The sequence below is a fragment of the Pseudoduganella sp. GW821-FHT05F09 genome (genome assembly GCF_059419605.1).
In genome coordinates, this window is the sequence record NZ_JBWKSD010000002.1 from 677,287 (window position 1) to 693,900 (window position 16,614).

Consider the following 16,614-nt stretch of genomic DNA (forward strand, 5'->3'; position numbering starts at 1 on the left):
CTCAGTAGTTCATCAGGAAGTACAGCAGCAGTATATTCGCCCCCAGCAGCGGCAGCGCGGTGGGGATCTGGGCCTTGATGACGGCGTGCTTGTCGTGCAGGTCCAGCAGCGCGGCGGGCACCATGTTGAAGTTGGCGGCCATGGGCGTCATCAGCGTGCCGCAATAGCCGCTGAACATGCCGATGGCGGCCATGACCGCCGGATTGGCGCCGTACACATTCACCAGCACGGGTATGCCGACGCCGCCCGCCATCACGGGAAAAGCGGCGAAGCCGTTGCCCATGACGATGGTGAACAGCGCCATGCCGCCGCAGTACACCGCCACCGCCGCCAGCTTGTAGTCCATATTGATGTAGGAGGTGCTGACGTGGGCCACGGCCTTGCCCACGCCCGCCTCCGTGAACAGCAGCCCAAGCACGGCCAGCATGTGCGGCAGCACGATGGCCCAGCCCATGGCGTCGACCAGGCGCCGCTGCTCGCGCGCTGCCTGCAGCGGCGTGGCGCGCAGCATGGCGCAGGCAACCGCCACCGCGATCACCGAGGCGCAGCCCAGCGCGGCCAGCGTGAGGTGCTTCTGCTCGAACAGGAACAGGCCGCCCAGCTTGACGTCCTTGAGCAGCGTGGCGCAGGCCATGGTGACGCCGGGGATGATGAGCGCGGGTACGAACAGCTTGTTGCCCAGGCGCTGGGCGCTGCTGCGGCGCTCGGCTTCGGGCAGGTGCTTGGCCGCTCCCATGCGCACGCCGCCGAAACCGGCCAGCAGCGCCATGGTGATCATGATGGCGCCCGCCGTGGCTTCCGGCAGCGCTTCGCCGGCCAGGTAGATGGCCGCGTACAGCGCCCAGAACAGCGCCGTCGTGTGGCGGCGCGGGTTGCTGCGGTCGGCCAGCGTGAGCAGCGCAATCAGCGCCAGCACGGCGCCCAGCAGCAGGTAGAAGTAATCCAGCTTGAAGATCATGGCTGGCCTCCGGGCTGCGCGGACGACTGTGCGGACGACTGCGCTGCGGCGGCAAGCAGTTCGCGTTCGATCTCGCGGTCCAGGCGGCGCAGGCGCCAGGCGTGGATGATGTAGGCCGTCACGGCGGTGGGAATGCCCCACATGGCCACGTGCAGCGGGTCCACCTCGATGCCTTCCGCGCGCAGGATGGTCTGCATCAGCACGATGGCGCCGAAAGCCACGAAGATGTCCTCGCCGAAGAACAGGCCCACGTTGTCGGTGGCGGCGGCCATGGCGCGCACGCGCTGGCGCAGGCGTTCGCTCAGGCCCGGGTGGCGCAGCTCGGCCGCCGCTTCGGCCATCGGCGCCACCAGCGGCCGCACCATGTTCGGATGCCCGCCCAGGCTGGCCAGCCCGCCGGCCGCCGACAGTTCGCGCACCGTCAGGTAGACTATCAGTATGCGCCCTGCGGTCGCCGCCTTCACGCGCGCGATGGCGGCTTGCGCGTGCTCGCGCAAGCCGTAGCGCTCCAGCAGGCCGATGGCGGCCAGCGGCAGCAGGTAGATCAGCGGCAGGTTGCGGGTCTTGACGAAGGCGCGGCCCAGCGACGCCAGCAAGACCTCCACCGGCATCATGGCCGCGAAGCCCGTTGTGAAGCACGCCGCAGCCACCACCAGCACCGGATGCGCGCGCAGCAGAAAGCCCGCCACGATCACCGCCACGCCCAGCAAGGGCCATAAACTCACCGCTGTCTGCATCCGCCGCTCCTGAAAGTAAAAAAGCCCGCACATCTTACGATGCGCGGGCTTCGCTGACGAAGAACTAATTAGAAGTTCGCTTTGAACTGCACGCCGTACGTGCGCGGTTCGTTGACGATGCCGGTCAGGTTGTTGAAGTCGATCGCGGCGATGACTTGCTCGCGGCCGGTGATGTTGCGGCCGTAAGCGGCGACTTCGTACTTGCCGTCAGCCCATTTGTAGCCGGCGCGCAGGCCGCCTTCCAGCATGGATTTGGCTTTGTATTCCTTCGCTTCGTACAGGAACATATTGTACTTGTCGCGGTAGGCCCAGTCGGTGTAGGCGTAGAACTCGCCGTTGGCCACAGGGGTGCTATAGCGCAGCGTGAAGTTGCCGACCCACTTAGGTGCGCGTGGCAGTGGATTGCCGTTGATCAGGGCAACGGTGCTGCCGCCGATGGTCTTGGTCGGGTTGGTCACGCTGCAGCCGTTGCCGCATGGCGCCACGAACAGGCCTGCATCCTTGATCTCGGTGTCGTTGTAGCTGCCGCCGATGGTGGCGCGCCATTCTTCCGAAATGATGGCTTGCATGTCCAGCTCGAAGCCCTGGCCTTCAGCCTTGTCCGCATTGACCAGGCGGTTCTGGTTGACGGCGCCCGAACCTGCGGTCAGCTGCAGGTCTTTCACGCGGTACTTGAAGACCGAAGCCGACAGGCGTGCGCGCTTGTTCAGGAAGTCCTGCTTGATGCCGGCTTCCACCGACAGGTTCTTCTCCGAATCGCCCACCGAGATGGTGTCGCCGAACAGCACGCGGCCCTGGATGGAAGGCGCGCGGTAGCCGGTCGCAATGCGGCCGTACACGTTGGTGTTCTTGTCGATCTCGTAGTTGGTGCTCAGGTCCCAGCTGATGTTGGTGTCTTGCGGGTTGGCGCGCAGCGGGCCGACGTTCTTGCCGCCGAACGGGGTCAGCGTGCGGGCTGCCACGAAGTCTTTCTTGTCGTCGGTGTAGCGCACGCCGGCGCGCACTTTCCAGACGTCGCTCAGCGCATAGTTGACGGAGCCGAAGGCCGCCCACGAGCGCGAGTTCTGGGTCTGCTGCGCGTAGCCGTTGACTACGCCGCCGCCCAGGGTGTCGAAGTTGAAGCTGTCGACAACGATGTCTTCCTTGAAGTAGTACACGCCGCCGATCCATTGCAGGCGGTCCTTGGTGTTGGACTCGATGCGGAACTCTTGCGAGATCTGCTTGTGGTCCGGCAGGCCGTCGGCGGTTTCGGAGGTGAACGGGATGAAGGCGGGAGCCGGGCCGGAGGTGGCGCCGGAACCGTAGCCGCCGTCCACGTCGGCGCGGCTGTAGAACTTGGCCTTCTCGTAGCCGGTGATGGAGTGCAGCGTCACCGTCGGCAGGTCGTAGCGCATGGTCAGGCTGGAGCCGGTGACTTTCAGCTTCTGGGTGTTGAAGCCGTCGGTCGGGTAGCGGCCGTAGTCGAAGCCGTCAACGATGTCGTTGGTGCCCTTCTTGATGATGCCGGCGCGGAACAGGGTGGCGCTGCCGTCCATGTCGCGGTGGTGCACATTGAACAGGGCGCTGAAGTCCTTGTTAGGCTTGAACAGCACCTGCACGCGGGCCGCGTTGTCCTTGTAGCCTTCGAAGTCCTGGGTGCCGGTGATGCGCGGGTTGTGCACGCGGTCGTCGCGCGACTGCGATTGCAGCGAGACGCGGGCGCTGATCATGTCGTTGACCGGCAGGTTGAAGGCGCCTTCGGCATTGAACACGCCGTCCTTGCCGAAGCCGGCAGACACATAGCCTTCCTGCTTGTTCGACGGCTTGACCGAGTCGAACTTGATCACGCCGGCCGGCGAGTTGCGGCCGAACAGGGTGCCTTGCGGGCCGCGCAGCACTTCAATCTGTTCCACGTCGAAGACCGGGAAGCCTTTCAGCATCGGCGATTCCTGCACCACGCCGTCGTACACCAGGCCCACGGGCTGGGAGGCGTTCAGGTCGAAGTCGGTGTTGCCCAGGCCGCGGATGTAGAAGCGCGGGAAGGAACGGCCGAAGTCCGATTCCACGTTCAGCGACGGGGTGCGGCCGGACATGAAGCGGATGTCGTCGCCGCCGGCGGTCAGCACGTCCAGCTTTTCGCCCTTCATGGTGGAGATGGCCATAGGCACATCCTTGATGTTTTCCGAGCGGCGCGCTGCCGTCACGATTACCGTCTCCAGCTGGCCGGCTTGCGCCTTGGCGTCGGCTTGGGCGGCTTCCTGGGCCATCGCGCCTTGCAGCGGGAAGGCGCCGGCGATCGCCAGGGCGATCAGCGTGCGGGACGCGTACTTACTTTTTGTCATCATGAACCAGCTCCTAGCAGGGATTGCTTTACAAAAAACCAATAAAATCGTTACAAGGGCGAATCCTAGCATGAAACCTTTTAACTGGAAATTACGACACAATAGATTCCATTTATATGATCCACATATAAATAAACAATAAAAAACGTATTTGCCATACATATACCGGCTCATGCATAGTAAGTGGCTATCCAACCGTCATGCGGACCACTTATATAGAGCGCTGCGGCTAGAGTGCCGCACAGGGTGGCAAGGCGGTGGCGGCGAGGTGGTGGCGGCGTGCCGAATTGGCAAGAACAATCGGCAACAGCATGAAAAAGCAACAACGTAAAATAAATTTTGGGCTTTACACAATGTTGCACCAGCACGACAAGGCGGCGACACAATATGACCAAGTTTCACGTTTTCGGTGCGATGCAAGAGAAACAATAAAACGGGGCATTGCCTCTAAAAAACAGCCCAAGTTACATGTTCTGGCCGCAAAAAATATACAATATCGAACTTCCAGGAGCCTACTCATGAAAATCAAACAACTCAGTCTGACGATCGCCGCCATGTGCGTGGCAGCTGGCGCCTGCGCCGCTGACCCGAAACTGGCCATCGTCTACGACGCGGGCGGCAAGTTCGACAAGTCGTTCAACCAGTCCGCTTCCGAGGGCGCCGCGCGCTTCAAGAAGGAAACCAACATCAGCTTCCTCGAAGCGCAAGCCAGCAGCGACACGCAAGCCGAGCAGGTGCTGCGCGGCCTGGCCCGCAAGAATATGGACCTGATCGCCTCCATCGGCTTCGCGCAGACGCAAGCGGTGCAGAAGGTCGCCAAGGAATTCCCGAAAGTGCGCTTCGTGCTGATCGACGGCGTGGCGCAAGGCGCCAACGTGAACTCGATCACCTTCAAGGAAGAAGAAGGCTCCTACCTGGTGGGCGTGGCCGGCGTGATGGCCTCGAAGAGCAAGAAGCTGGGCTTCATCGGCGGCATCGACATTCCGCTGATCCGCACCTTTGCCTGCGGCTACGCGCAAGGCGCGAAAGCGACCGACAAGAAAGCGGAAGTATTCCAGAACATGGTGGGCACCACCTCGGCCGCGTGGAACGATCCGGCCAAGGGCGGCGAACTGGCGCGCTCGCAGTTTGAACGCGGCGTGGACGTGGTGTTCGCGGTGGCCGGCGGCTCCGGCATGGGCACGCTGCAGACGGCCAAGGAAAAAGGCAAGCTGTCGATCGGCGTCGATTCCAACCAGAACAGCCTGTACCCCGGCAGCGTGCTGACCTCCATGGTCAAGCGCATCGACAATGCCGTGTATGATTCCTTCATGCAGATGAAGAACGGCACCTGGAAAGCCGGCGTGGCGGCCAAGGGCCTGAAAGAAGGCGGCGTGGATTGGGCGCTCGACGAGCACAACCGCAAGCTGATCACCCCGGAAATCGAAAAGAAGGTCCTGGGCGTGCGCAAGGACATTATCGACGGCAAAGTAAAAGTGATCGACTACCGTACTGGCAACAGCTGCCCGGTCTAATCACGTGATTCAAAAAGAGAACGCGCCGGCGGGTTTTCCCGTCCGGCGCGTTTTTCAGTCATAGCAACCATCATCCAGTGATCCTATGCACCCAGCAGTAGAATTTCGCGGCATCTCCAAGCACTTCGGAGCGGTCAAGGCGAACACGGACGTCAGCTTCAGCATCGCCAAGGGCGCCATCCATGGCCTGGTGGGCGAGAACGGCGCCGGCAAATCGACCCTGATGAGCATCCTGTACGGATATTACCGCGCCGACGGCGGGGAGATCCTGCTCGACGGCCAGGCCCGCAACATCCACAGCAGCCACGAGGCCATCAATCTCGGCATCGGCATGGTGCACCAGCACTTCATGCTGGTCGAGAACATGACCGTGCTCGACAACGTCATGCTGGGCGCGGAAGGCGGCTTCAAGCTGGCCAACAAGCGCGCGGCCGTGGAGGCGCAGCTGCGCGAGATCTGCACGCGCTACCGCCTGGACGTAGATCCGCTGGCCACCATCCACGACCTGTCCGTGGGCGCGCAGCAGCGCGTGGAGATCCTCAAGCAGATCTACCGCAGCGCCAACATCCTGATCCTGGACGAGCCGACCGCCGTGCTGACCGCGCAGGAGACCGAGTCGCTGTTCGACATCCTGCGCCTGTTCAAGGAACAGGGCAAGACCATCATCCTGATCACGCACAAGCTGCAGGAAATCCTCGACATCACCGACACCGTGACCGTGATGCGCGGCGGCCGCGTGGTGGGCGCGGTGGAAACCGCGCAGACCTCGAAAGAGGCGCTGGCCAATATGATGGTGGGCCGCCCGATCGAAAACAACCTGCCGCGCGGCGCCTACAATCCCGGCGCGCCGGTGCTGGAGGTGCGCGACCTGCAGCTGACCGACGACCAGGGCGTGGTCCTGCTGAACAAGCTCAATTTCACGCTGCGCGCGGGCGAGATCGTCGCCATCGCGGGCGTGTCCGGCAACGGCCAGAGCGAGCTGATGGAAATCCTGTCCGGCATGCGCTTGCCCACCTCGGGCCAGGTGGACTTCGAGGGCAAGCCCCTGCCCTACGCGGGCCGCTCGGACGCCGACGGCCTGCCGCTGGAGTTCCGCCGCCTGGGCATAGGCCATGTGCCGGAAGACCGCCTGCGCGACGGCGTGGTGAAGAACTTCTCCGTCATGCACAACACCTTCTTCGGCTACCAGGACCGCGTGAAAAACGGCTGGGGCCTGATCGACTTCAAGGGCGTGGCCGAGCGCTGCGCCGGCCTGCTGAAGGCCTTCGACGTGCGGCCGGCCAATCCGGACCTGCGCATCGGCCTGCTCTCCGGCGGCAACCAGCAGAAAGTGGTGATCGCGCGCGAAGTGCTGGCCAAGCCCAAGCTGATGCTGGTGGGCCAGCCCACGCGCGGCGTGGACATCGGCACCATCGAATCCATCCACACCCAGCTGCTCGCCCTGCGCGACGCGGGCGTGGCCATCCTGCTGGTTTCCGTGGAGCTGGAGGAAGTGCGCGCGCTGGCGGACCGCATCCTGGTCATGTGCGGCGGCAGCATCACCGGCGAACTGAAAATCGACGAATTCGACACCACCCGCATCGGCTTGCTGATGGGCGGGATGCATAAATCATGAACACTAACGATATGCCACGCTGGGCGACAGCCTTTGTCCTGCCCGTACTGAACCTGCTCTCGGCGCTGCTGGTGGCGGCCCTGGTGATCCACCTGCTCGGTGAAGATCCGCTGGACTCCCTGCGCATCCTGATCAACAGCGCCATCGTCAACCCGGAAGGCCTGAGCTACACGCTGTTCTACGCCTCCACCTTCATCTTCACCGGCCTGTCGGTGTCGATCGCCATGCAGGCCGGCCTGTTCAACATCGGCTCCGAAGGCCAGATGTATATCGGCGGTCTGGGGCTGACCATCGCCATGCTGACGCTGGACGCCTCGCTGCCGTGGTGGCTGCTGATCCCCTGCGGCATCGTCGGCGCGGCCGTCTTCGGCGCGCTGTGGGGCTTCCTGCCCGGCTATCTGCAGGCCAAGCGCGGCAGCCACATCGTGGTGACCACGATTATGTTCAACTTCATCGCCGCCTCGCTGATGAACTTCTTCATCGTCAAATACATGATACCGGCGGGCGAGCAGAACACCGCCAGCCGCGTGTTCTCGGCCGCCGCCGAAATGCCGCGCCTGAACACCTGGTTCCCGGTGCTGGGCGACACGCCGCTCAACGTGAGCTTCCTGCTGGCCATCGTGGCGCTGGCCATCTACGGCCTGGTGGTCACGCGTTCCGCCTGGGGCTACAAGCTGCGCGCCACCGGCTTGAACAAGCACGCCGCCCACTACGCCGGCATCCGCATCAGCAAGATGATCATCGTCGTGATGCTGATTTCGGGTGCGCTGGCTGGCCTGGGCTCGGTCAACTCCATCATGGGCTCGACCCACTACCTGTCGCTCAACTTCGTCGGCGGCGCCGGCTTCGTCGGCATCGCGATTGCGCTGATGGGCCGCCAGCATCCGGTCGGCATCTTCCTGTCGGCGGTGCTGTTCGGCGCGCTGATCCAGGGCGGCTTCGACCTGTCGCTGGAAAAACCGAACATCCCGACCGAAACCTTTATCTTCATCCAGGGCCTGATCATTCTGTTCTGCGGCGCCATGGAGAACTTCTACGCACCAGCCATCATGAAGCTGATCAAGGCCAAGGGGTAATGACATGACTTTTGAAGACCTGCATATCGGCAGCATCCTGGTATCGACCGTGCGCAACGCGCCGGTGCTGATTTTCGCGGCCATGGCCGGCCTGTTCGCGGAACGCTCCGGCGTGATCGACATCGGCCTGGAAGGCAAGATCCTGGCCTCGGCCTTCGTCTCGGCGGCAGTGGCCTTCGCCACCCAGAACCCGTGGTACGGCGTGGCCGCCGGCGTGGCCGTGTCGGTGGCGCTGGCCACGCTGCAAGGCTACGTCAGCATCACGCAGAAGGGCAACCAGCTGGTGGCCGGCATCGCCATCAACATCGCCATGAGCGGGCTGACCTTCGTGGTGGCCCAGTTCTTCTTCCAGCAGGGCGGCCGCACGCCGGACCTGGGCCAGGCGCGCCTGTTCGACGTGGTGCTGCCGGGCAGCGCCGCCATCGTGGACGTGCCCTTCCTGGGCTGGCTGTACACCAAGCTGATCGGCGGCCATTCGGTGCTGGTCTACCTGGCCTTCGCGCTGGTGCCGCTGGTGCACTGGGTGCTGTACCACACCCGCTTCGGCCTGCGCCTGCGCGCCTGCGGCGAAAATCCGCACGCGGCCGACGCGGCCGGCGTGTCGGTGGAGTGGACGCGCTACAAGGCCATGCTGATCGCCGGCGTGCTGTGCTCGTTCTCGGGCGCGTATCTGGCCATCGTGCAGAGCGGCTTCTTCCTGCGCGACATGTCGGCCGGCGCCGGCTACCTGGCGCTGACCGCCATGGTGTTCGGCAACTGGCGTCCGCTGTACACCTTCTTCGGCTGCCTGATGTTCGGCTTCTTCGGCGCGGTGCAGATCCAGATCGAAGGCGTGGACCTGCCGCTGGTGGGCCGCATTCCCGGCTCGCTGATCCAGATGGTGCCGTATGTCGTCACCGTGATCGTGCTGGCCGGCCTGATGGCCAAATCGGTGGCGCCCAAAGCCATCGGCGTACCGTTCGTCAAGTCGCGCTAGCGCGCACGCAAGGGCGGGTTACGGAGTTGCGCTCATGACCTTCGGCGTTTACCTCTCCTCCTTGGCTTTCGCCTTGCTGTCCGCCTACCTCTGGCGGCGCCAGCGGGTGCTGCGGCGCGAGGCCTTTATCCGCAGCTATGTGCTGCCAAAAGGCCTGTTCGAAAAGCTGATGAAGAAGCATCCGCAGCTCACCATCAAGGATTGCCAGCTGGTCGCGCACGGCTTGCGGCAGTTCTTCCTGGCGCACCTGAAAAGCGGCCGCCAGTATGTGTCGATGCCGTCGCAAGTGGCCGACGACCTGTGGCATGAGCTGATCCTGTACACCAAGAATTACCAGCAGTTCTGCCAGCAGGCCTTCGGCCGCTTCCTGCACCACACGCCGGCCATCGTGCTGAGCAAGGGCCAGCGCGGCAACGACGGCATCCGCCGCTGCTGGCGCTATGTGTGCATGGAAGAGAACATCAATCCGAACGCGCCCACCCGTTTGCCGCTGCTGTTCGCGCTGGACGGCAAGTTCAGCATCAACGAGGGCTTCCTGTATGTGCCCGACTGCCATGGCGTGCGCCGCAGCGATGACGGCAGCGGCGTCTATTGCGGCGCGGACCTCGGCAGCGGGCACTCGCTCAGCGACGGCGGCAGCGGCTGCAGCAGCGATTCCGGCTCCTGCGGCAGCGGAGGCAGCGACAGCGGGGGCGGCGGTGATGGCGGCGGCGACAGTGGCTGCGGCGGGGGCGGCTGCGGCGGGGGTGGCGATTGACGGCGCTGGCCGTATAATGCCGCCCATGGAAAAAATCAAAACCCATCTGCTGGCCCGCATCTGCTGGCTCACCTTCGGCGGCGTCATGGCCGCCACGCGCCTGCTCGACGGCGTGCAGCACAATTCCACCGGCATGACGGTCACCGGCATAGGCTGGCTGCTGCTGGGCATACTGTGGTTCCTCAGCCCGCTCATCATCGGCAAGAAGAAAAGCGAGATGGCGCAGCAGCAGCGCGAGGCGGCGATAGGCTCGGACAGCCTGCGCAACAAGCTGCTGTTCGCCGCCGCAGGCTGCGTGGCCGTGGGCATGGTGCTGCGCTACGGCTTCGGAAATTAACCAGGTTCAAGCTGGCGCGCCCGCCGCGCCAGCGCTTCTATACTGGCGCCTACCCTTTCAAGGAGCGCGCCATGGAATTCCATCGAGGCAGACTTTTTGACCACGTGCATCTGCGCGTGGCCGACGTAGACGCGAGCAAGCGTTTCTACCGGGCGGCGTTCGGCGCGCTCGGTCTGGCGGACAAACTGGTTGAAGGCGAAGGCAACTTCTATCTCGACGATTTGTATGTCGACAAGGCCGACGGTCCCGTCTCCCACGTCCACCTGGCCTTTATCGCCAAGGACCGCGCCACCGTGCAGGCCTTCCACCAGGCGGTGCTGGCCGCAGGCGGGCGCGACAACGGCCCGCCGGGGGAGCGCGACTACCATCCCGGCTACTACGCCGCCTTTGCCTTCGACCCGGACGGCAACAACATCGAAGCCGTCTTCCACGGCCCGTTCACGCGCTCGGCCGAATCGGTGGTGTTCACGCCCACGCAATAGCGCTTACACTCAATGACGGCGTGGGCGAAGTGAGCGGCGCCTGGGTGACCGGCTGCCCGCCCGCCACGCAAGCGGGCCTGCTGGTCTACCTCATGGTCGCCGACGCCGAAGCCACGCTGCAGCTGGTGGCCGCCAGCGGCGGCGGCGTCGACATGCCCGTCACCACCTTCGGCCCCACCACGGTCGCCAAATTCATCGACCCGGCCGGCAACATCATGGGCCTGTACCAGGAGCCCACCCTGGCAGATGCAGCTGCGCGTATTGCAGCAGCATGATGGTCTTGGCGTCGCAGATTTCGCCGCTCGCGATCATTTGAACCGCGCGCTCGAGCGGCAGTTCCAGCACTTCGATGTCTTCGCCTTCGGCCGCCAGGCCACCACCTCCGCCCGGGCGCGAGGCGGGGTCGTATTCGGCGACGAAGAAGTGCAGCCGCTCGGTGACGGAGCCGGGGCTCATGAAGGCCGAGAACACCTTGTGCACTTCCGCCACGCGGTAGCCGGTTTCTTCCTCCACCTCGGCCTTGATGCGCTCCTCGGGGCTGGCCTGGTCCAGCAGCCCGGCCGGCGCTTCGATCAGGAAGCCGTCGTGCCCTTCGTGCCCATAGGCCGGAAAGCGGAACTGCCGCACCAGGATCACGCTGCGCTGCGCGCGGTGGTACAGCAGGATGACGGCGCCGTGGCCCCGGTCATAGGTCTCGCGCGACATGGTCTGCCAGCTGCCGTCGCCACGGCGGTAGTCGAAGGTGGTTTTGCGCAGCAGATACCAGTCGTCCGACAGGGTTTCCACGGCGCGTATCCTGACGCGGTCTTCCGGCATGCTGCACTCCTGGTTCAATGATGGGGTTTCCATGATAGTATGCAAATTCATGCAATATCAAGAAAATTCGTGCAATGCTGACACGCCAACGCAAAGAGCTGCTGCTCAAGATCCTGCGCGAGGACGGCCAGATCGTGGCCAAAACGCTGAGTGAAAAACTGGGCCTGTCCGAGGACACCATACGGCGCGACCTGCGCGAGCTGGCCAAGGAAGGCCTGCTCGAGCGCGTGCACGGCGGCGCCCTGCCCGCCTCGCCGGCCATGGGCAACTTCGCCCAGCGCCAGCAGATTTCGGCCGACTGCAAACCCGCCATCGGCCGCGCCGCCGCCGCCATGGTGCGTCCCGGCCAGGTGGTGTTCATCGACGGCGGCACCACCGCGCTGCAGGTGGCGCGCCACTTGCCGCACGACCTGCGCGCCGTGGTGGTGACGCACAGCCCCAGCATCGCGGTGGAGCTGGCCGAGCATCCCACGGTGGAAGTGATCATGCTGGGCGGCCGCCTGTTCAAGCATTCCATCGTCGGCGTGGGCGCGGCCACCATGGAGGCCATCTCCCAGATCCGCGCCGACATCTTCTTCATGGGCGTGTGCAGCGTGCATCCGGAAGCGGGCGTGACCACCGGCGACTACGAGGAAGGCTGCGTCAAGCGCGCCATCAGCGCCGCCTCGCAGCGCACCATCGTGCTGGCCTCGCCGGAGAAGCTGGACACGGCCGCGCCCTTCCACACCGTGCCGCTGGCGCAGGTGAGCGGCATCATCGTCAACGCGGGCGTGGACGAGGCCCTGCTGGCGCCTTACCGCAACATGGGAATCGCTATCACATTAGCAACTTAAATCCTTAACAATGTAAAATAGGCCATTCTTCCGCCACCCATATGGAGCCAGACATGAGCCACGCTGCGACCGCCTTCCGCCAACTGCACCAGGGGCCGCAGCTGCTGCGCCTGGCCAACGCCTGGGACGCCGGCAGCGCCCGCCTGATCGAGAGCCTGGGCGCGTCCGCCGTGGCCACCACCAGCGCCGGCCTGGCCTGGTCGCTGGGCTATGCCGACGGCCACAACATGCCGGCCAGCGCCGCCATCGCCGCCACCCAGAACATCGTGCGCGGGCTGCGCGTGCCGCTCACGGTGGACATGGAAAACGGCTATTCGGACAACCCGGCCGCCGTCGCCGCCTACATCATGCTGCTGTCGGACAGCGGCGTGGCCGGCATCAATATCGAAGACGGCGGCGATGCGCCCGAGCTGCTGACGCGCAAAGTGGAGGCCATCAAGAATGCCGCTGTCAAAGACGGCGTGGACATCTTCGTCAACGTGCGCACCGACGTCTACCTGCGCGGCCTGGCGCCGGAAGGCAAGCGCGTGCAGGAAGTGCTGGCGCGCGCGCAGTCCTACCGTTCGGCCGGCGCGGACGGCCTGTTCGTGCCCGGCATCTGCCTGCCGGAGGAAATCCGCCAGGTGGCCGCCGGCGCGGGCCTGCCGCTGAACGTGATGGACTGGCCGGGCGTGCCGCCGGCGGCGGAACTGGCGGCGCTGGGCGTGCGGCGTTTCAGCGCCGGCTCCGGCATCGCGCAGGCGCTGTGGGGCGCCGCGCGCGAAATGGCGCAAGGCTTCCTCGACAGCGGCAACACCGGCCCGCTGGCGCAGAAGGCCATGAGCTATGCCGATATCCAGAATCTGTTCCTGAACCGGCCCGCGAAGTAGGCCAAGGGGAAGAGGAGGAACTGCGGCGTTAGCAACGCGCGCGTGCGCGGTGCTTGCTGGCGGCCAGCCGCGCTGGCACACTGGCTGCATGGCCAGTTCCTCCCCTCCCCGCAGACGTTTTCTTCAAGGTACGCTGAGCAGCTGCCTGCTGCCGATGCTCGCCGACGCCCATGCGGGCAAGGCGGTGCAGGTGGTGACGTATCCGCGCCATCTGGACACGGTGAACGAGCGCTACGACTACGACTGGCTGGTGCTGCGCACCGCGCTGGAGAAGTCCGCGCACGCCTTCGGGCCGTTCGAACTGCGGCAGCTGGACGAGGCCATGTCGCCGCAGCGTGTCAAGCAGGAGCTGGCCCTGCCGCAAGGCCGCATCAATGTGCTGGCGCGCGCCTCCACGCCTGAGATGGAGCACGACCTGCTGCCGGTCCGCATCCCCATCGATAAAGGCCTGCTGGGCTTCCGCGTGTTCTTTGTGCGCAGCGCCGATCTGCCCCGCTTCGCGGCCGTGCGCAGCGTGCAGGACTTGCGCGCCCTGAACGCGGGCCTGGGCAAGGACTGGGCCGATGTGTCCATCCTGCGCGCGGCCGGCATCCCGGTGGTGGAAGGATCGTTCGAGAGCCTGATCCCCATGCTGATGGCGGGCCGCTTCGATTTCTATTCGCGCGGCGTGGACGAAGCGCCGCTGGAATTGCGCCAGTACCAGCAGCGCTTTCCGCAATTGGCGCTGGAACCCACGCTGATGCTGCGCTATCCGCTGCCGCGCTACATCTTCCTGCGGCGCGATGCCGAGGGCGAGCGGCTGGCCAGGCGCATCAAGGCCGGACTGGAGACGATGGTGCAGGACGGCACGCTGAACGCGCTGTTCCGCCAGCACAAAGGCCCCGTGATAGAGCGCTGCAAGCTGGACAAGCGCCGCCTGCTGACCATACGCAATCCCGGCATCTCGCCCACCGCCCCGCTGAACCGGCCGGAACTCTGGTACCGGCCGCTGGAGGGGAAGTAGGCGACCGGCTTACTTGGCTGCCGGCTCCGGCCAGATGGCCTGCAGCAGCGACGCCAGGTGGTAGCCGCCTTTAACCAGCTGCTCCTTGGCGATGGCCGACGACGGCACCGGGTAGTTGTCCGGCACGTTCAGCTGCCATACGGTGTAGACCGTGCCGTTGCGGCTGGTCTGCTTGCCGGCCGGGCCCACCGTCACGTCGGCGTGGGCGGCCTTGGCCACCACCAGCGCGTCGTTGGCCCACTGGTAGGGCCAGCTGGCAGGGTCGCCCGTGTTGCCCGCCACGACGGGCTTGCCGGCGATGGCGATCTGCGCAAACTGCTCCGGCGTGCGCGCGCTCACGCGGCGCATGGCATAGTCCACCACGGTGGTGTCCCAGTAGGAGTGGAAGGGCTTGGTCTTCGGACCTGGCTTGGCATCGGCAGCGGCGGCCGGCTTGGCGGCCTCGCCCTCTTTCGGCGGCGCCGCCGGAATCAGCGCGGTGCCGCTGGCGTTGATCTTCTCGTCGTCCAGCAGCATATTGTTGCCGCCCTGCGGATTGAAGACGTTCACGCCGTCGATCTGCTCCTGCTTGAGCGGCACCACGAACACGCCTTCCTTGCTGATGAAGGCCGAGCCCACGTGCAGCGGCTGGTGCACATCGCCGGCCAGGTGGGTCAGCAGCAGCAGGGCCTGGCGCTTGGTGAACTTGTGCGGGTTGACGGCCGCGCCGTCCTTGCCCTGCAATACCCAGATCGCCTGGCGCAGCGACTGCACGATGTCATGCTCCTCGGTGCCCACGCCGTGGTCGTGGTACTCGTCCAGCTGGAAGGGCACGTCGGTGTAGTGGTATTCGCTGTGCTTGGGATTGGCGGCCGTGTAGTCGGTCATCTCCGTGGTTTGCGGGCCGCAGTAGGTGCCCTTCACGCAGTCCATCCAGCTGGCGACCTTCTCCAGGCTCTCGCCCGGCAGCAGCAGCGCGCGCACCTGCTTCTCGGCGTAGCTGCCCTTGATCAGCTGGTCGGCGATGGAGCCGACGATGCGGTGGCCGTCATTGCCCCAGGCCAGCGCGTTGGTCGATACAAAGGCGGCGCCCAGCGCCAGCACACATGCGAGCTTCTTCATCATTCTTCTTTTCCTTTACTTGGTTTCGGATAGTTCTTGTTCACGTCCAGCGCCGCCGCGTAAGGCGAGTCCCACAGCTGCTGGTGCAATGCGGCCACGCGCTGCGCCATCTTCTCGTTGCGCAGCACCACCTCCAGGTTGCGCGACAGGTCGAAATAGCCGCCCGCCCAGTTGCTGGTGCCCACCCAGGCCAGCTTGCCGTCTATGCTCATGGTCTTGCTGTGGATGACGCGCGCGAACGGAATGAAGCCGTCCGAAGCCTTGGGCAGGGTCACCACGCGGATCTCCACATTGGGCAGCAGCGCCAGGCTTTTCAGGTAGGCGATGGCGGGCGCTTCGGTGTTCCAGTTGGAGACCATCAGCTTGATCTTCACGCCGCGCTGCGCGGCGGCGCGCAGCGCGTTGTCCACCACCGGATAGTAGGGGCGCGTGCCTTTCGGCCCGTAGCTGAGGGGCGCGTAGTCCAGCAGCTGCACCCGCACTTCGCTTTGCGCTTCTTCCAGCAGGGCCGGCAGGCCGCGCTCGGAGTCGGCCACGCCGGGCGGGTTGTAGGCATAGGGGCTGGCCATCAGGAAGGCGTCCGGCGCGTAGTTGGCGCTGGCCGAGGCGGTGCCGATTTCAGTGGCGCGCAGGCCGCGCGCCAGGCGCGCCTGGGCGTTCCAGTCCTGGTCGAAAATGGCCTGGATCTGCTTGACCACTTTGCCGTCGCTGATGCGCAGACCGGTTTCGTGGATATGGGTGAAGGAGCGCCAGTCGAAGTTCTGGCTGCCCACGTAGGCGGCGGCGTGGTCCACCACCAGGTACTTGGCGTGGATGATGCCGTTGCCGGTGAGCTGGTTGAAATCGAGTATGCGCAGTTCCAGGTTGGGGATGGCTTTCAGGCGCTCGATGGTGGGCGCTTCGGACAGGCCCACGCCCTTCTTGTCGAGCAGGAAGCGGATCTTCACTCCGCGCTTGCCCGCCGCTTCCAGGCGCTCGAACACTTTCTCGAAGGCGCTGCCTTCGCGCACCACGGCGTAGAACTGGCCGATGGCGATGTCGTGTTTCGCGTTGTCGAACAGCTCGCTCCACACGGTGGCGGGATCACGCAGGTCCGGATTGGCGAGCGCGGTTTCCACCGGCGTGGTCAGCACCAGCTCGTAGCCGGGGATGCTGAAGTCGGCGTGGGCGCTGCCGACGCCTGCCGCCAGCATTGCGGTGAGTAAGAGTTTGCGCATGG

General features: G+C 65.0%; 17 protein-coding genes. 11 read left to right on the top strand and 6 right to left on the bottom strand.

Annotation, left to right across the window (positions count from 1 at the left end; genetic code table 11):
- Nucleotide 1: 1 nt before the first annotated feature.
- The 3 genes from AC07S4_RS08285 to AC07S4_RS08295 all read right to left on the bottom strand — a co-directional run bounded on the left by AC07S4_RS08285 (nt 2) and on the right by AC07S4_RS08295 (nt 4,016).
- A complete protein-coding gene (locus tag AC07S4_RS08285) occupies nt 2-958 on the bottom strand; it encodes a DUF979 domain-containing protein (RefSeq protein WP_494986185.1) in 957 nt (318 codons plus the stop codon).
- On the bottom strand, nt 955-1,695 hold the full coding sequence (locus AC07S4_RS08290) for a DUF969 domain-containing protein (protein WP_494986186.1): 741 nt from the start codon (nt 1,693-1,695) through the stop codon (nt 955-957). The genes AC07S4_RS08285 and AC07S4_RS08290 overlap by 4 nt, the downstream gene beginning before the upstream one ends.
- Nucleotides 1,696-1,763: 68 nt before the next feature.
- On the bottom strand, nt 1,764-4,016 hold the full coding sequence (locus AC07S4_RS08295) for a TonB-dependent receptor (protein WP_494986451.1): 2,253 nt from the start codon (nt 4,014-4,016) through the stop codon (nt 1,764-1,766).
- Nucleotides 4,017-4,534: 518 nt separating this feature from the next.
- Here AC07S4_RS08295 and AC07S4_RS08300 point away from each other — a divergent pair.
- From AC07S4_RS08300 to AC07S4_RS08335, 8 genes are all read left to right on the top strand, one after another.
- Nucleotides 4,535-5,530, top strand: a complete 996-nt coding sequence (locus AC07S4_RS08300) for a BMP family lipoprotein (RefSeq protein WP_494986187.1) — start codon at nt 4,535-4,537, stop codon at nt 5,528-5,530.
- An 85-nt stretch (nt 5,531-5,615) separates the two neighbouring features.
- On the top strand, nt 5,616-7,145 hold the full coding sequence (locus AC07S4_RS08305) for an ABC transporter ATP-binding protein (protein ID WP_494986188.1): 1,530 nt from the start codon (nt 5,616-5,618) through the stop codon (nt 7,143-7,145).
- On the top strand, nt 7,142-8,221 hold the full coding sequence (locus tag AC07S4_RS08310) for an ABC transporter permease (RefSeq protein ID WP_494986189.1): 1,080 nt from the start codon (nt 7,142-7,144) through the stop codon (nt 8,219-8,221). The genes AC07S4_RS08305 and AC07S4_RS08310 overlap by 4 nt, the downstream gene beginning before the upstream one ends.
- 4 nt (nt 8,222-8,225) lie before the next feature.
- The gene (locus AC07S4_RS08315; protein ID WP_494986190.1) at nt 8,226-9,197 is read left to right on the top strand and encodes an ABC transporter permease; all 972 of its coding nucleotides are present in this window, start codon (nt 8,226-8,228) and stop codon (nt 9,195-9,197) included.
- 34 nt (nt 9,198-9,231) lie between these two features.
- Nucleotides 9,232-9,954: a glycine-rich domain-containing protein gene (locus tag AC07S4_RS08320; protein ID WP_494986191.1), complete on the top strand. Its 723-nt coding sequence runs from the start codon at nt 9,232-9,234 to the stop codon at nt 9,952-9,954.
- A 25-nt stretch (nt 9,955-9,979) separates the two neighbouring features.
- Nucleotides 9,980-10,291 carry a hypothetical protein gene (locus AC07S4_RS08325; RefSeq protein WP_494986192.1) on the top strand — a complete coding sequence of 104 codons (312 nt, stop codon included), beginning with the start codon at nt 9,980-9,982 and terminating at the stop codon, nt 10,289-10,291.
- Nucleotides 10,292-10,362: 71 nt separating this feature from the next.
- Nucleotides 10,363-10,773, top strand: a complete 411-nt coding sequence (locus AC07S4_RS08330; RefSeq protein WP_494986193.1) for a VOC family protein — start codon at nt 10,363-10,365, stop codon at nt 10,771-10,773.
- A 20-nt stretch (nt 10,774-10,793) separates the two neighbouring features.
- On the top strand, nt 10,794-11,048 hold the full coding sequence (locus AC07S4_RS08335; RefSeq protein WP_494986194.1) for a VOC family protein: 255 nt from the start codon (nt 10,794-10,796) through the stop codon (nt 11,046-11,048).
- On the opposite strand, the gene AC07S4_RS08340 is transcribed toward AC07S4_RS08335, so the two are convergent.
- Nucleotides 10,987-11,640, bottom strand: a complete 654-nt coding sequence (locus AC07S4_RS08340; RefSeq protein ID WP_494986195.1) for an NUDIX domain-containing protein — start codon at nt 11,638-11,640, stop codon at nt 10,987-10,989. The two genes, AC07S4_RS08335 and AC07S4_RS08340, sit on opposite strands and share 62 nt — an antisense overlap.
- A 23-nt stretch (nt 11,641-11,663) precedes the next feature.
- On the opposite strand from AC07S4_RS08340, the gene AC07S4_RS08345 reads away from it, so the two are divergent.
- The 3 genes from AC07S4_RS08345 to AC07S4_RS08355 all read left to right on the top strand — a co-directional run bounded on the left by AC07S4_RS08345 (nt 11,664) and on the right by AC07S4_RS08355 (nt 14,294).
- Nucleotides 11,664-12,422 carry a DeoR/GlpR family DNA-binding transcription regulator gene (locus tag AC07S4_RS08345; protein ID WP_494986196.1) on the top strand — a complete coding sequence of 253 codons (759 nt, stop codon included), beginning with the start codon at nt 11,664-11,666 and terminating at the stop codon, nt 12,420-12,422.
- 53 nt (nt 12,423-12,475) lie between these two features.
- A complete protein-coding gene (locus AC07S4_RS08350) occupies nt 12,476-13,291 on the top strand; it encodes an isocitrate lyase/PEP mutase family protein (RefSeq protein ID WP_494986197.1) in 816 nt (271 codons plus the stop codon).
- 154 nt (nt 13,292-13,445) lie between these two features.
- A complete protein-coding gene (locus tag AC07S4_RS08355; protein WP_494986198.1) occupies nt 13,446-14,294 on the top strand; it encodes a hypothetical protein in 849 nt (282 codons plus the stop codon).
- 9 nt (nt 14,295-14,303) lie between these two features.
- Here AC07S4_RS08355 and AC07S4_RS08360 read toward each other — a convergent pair whose 3' ends face one another.
- Together AC07S4_RS08360 and AC07S4_RS08365 are read right to left on the bottom strand one after the other, a co-directional pair.
- The gene (locus AC07S4_RS08360) at nt 14,304-15,395 is read right to left on the bottom strand and encodes a S1/P1 nuclease (protein WP_494986452.1); all 1,092 of its coding nucleotides are present in this window, start codon (nt 15,393-15,395) and stop codon (nt 14,304-14,306) included.
- Nucleotides 15,395-16,612, bottom strand: a complete 1,218-nt coding sequence (locus tag AC07S4_RS08365; RefSeq protein WP_494986199.1) for a phospholipase D-like domain-containing protein — start codon at nt 16,610-16,612, stop codon at nt 15,395-15,397. Before AC07S4_RS08365 ends, AC07S4_RS08360 begins: the two co-directional genes overlap by 1 nt.
- Between the last annotated feature and the right edge of the window lie 2 nt (nt 16,613-16,614).

Coding starts and splice junctions, on each gene's coding strand:
- AC07S4_RS08360 (WP_494986452.1), bottom strand. CDS start 15,395: ATGAAGAAGCTCGCATGTGTGCTGGCGCTGGGCGCCGCCTTTGTATCG.
- AC07S4_RS08285 (WP_494986185.1), bottom strand. CDS start 958: ATGATCTTCAAGCTGGATTACTTCTACCTGCTGCTGGGCGCCGTGCTG.
- AC07S4_RS08350 (WP_494986197.1), top strand. CDS start 12,476: ATGAGCCACGCTGCGACCGCCTTCCGCCAACTGCACCAGGGGCCGCAG.
- AC07S4_RS08365 (WP_494986199.1), bottom strand. CDS start 16,612: ATGCGCAAACTCTTACTCACCGCAATGCTGGCGGCAGGCGTCGGCAGC.
- AC07S4_RS08295 (WP_494986451.1), bottom strand. CDS start 4,016: ATGACAAAAAGTAAGTACGCGTCCCGCACGCTGATCGCCCTGGCGATC.
- AC07S4_RS08325 (WP_494986192.1), top strand. CDS start 9,980: ATGGAAAAAATCAAAACCCATCTGCTGGCCCGCATCTGCTGGCTCACC.
- AC07S4_RS08315 (WP_494986190.1), top strand. CDS start 8,226: ATGACTTTTGAAGACCTGCATATCGGCAGCATCCTGGTATCGACCGTG.
- AC07S4_RS08345 (WP_494986196.1), top strand. CDS start 11,664: ATGCTGACACGCCAACGCAAAGAGCTGCTGCTCAAGATCCTGCGCGAG.
- AC07S4_RS08320 (WP_494986191.1), top strand. CDS start 9,232: ATGACCTTCGGCGTTTACCTCTCCTCCTTGGCTTTCGCCTTGCTGTCC.
- AC07S4_RS08340 (WP_494986195.1), bottom strand. CDS start 11,640: ATGAATTTGCATACTATCATGGAAACCCCATCATTGAACCAGGAGTGC.
- AC07S4_RS08305 (WP_494986188.1), top strand. CDS start 5,616: ATGCACCCAGCAGTAGAATTTCGCGGCATCTCCAAGCACTTCGGAGCG.
- AC07S4_RS08355 (WP_494986198.1), top strand. CDS start 13,446: ATGCTCGCCGACGCCCATGCGGGCAAGGCGGTGCAGGTGGTGACGTAT.
- AC07S4_RS08300 (WP_494986187.1), top strand. CDS start 4,535: ATGAAAATCAAACAACTCAGTCTGACGATCGCCGCCATGTGCGTGGCA.
- AC07S4_RS08310 (WP_494986189.1), top strand. CDS start 7,142: ATGAACACTAACGATATGCCACGCTGGGCGACAGCCTTTGTCCTGCCC.
- AC07S4_RS08290 (WP_494986186.1), bottom strand. CDS start 1,695: ATGCAGACAGCGGTGAGTTTATGGCCCTTGCTGGGCGTGGCGGTGATC.
- AC07S4_RS08330 (WP_494986193.1), top strand. CDS start 10,363: ATGGAATTCCATCGAGGCAGACTTTTTGACCACGTGCATCTGCGCGTG.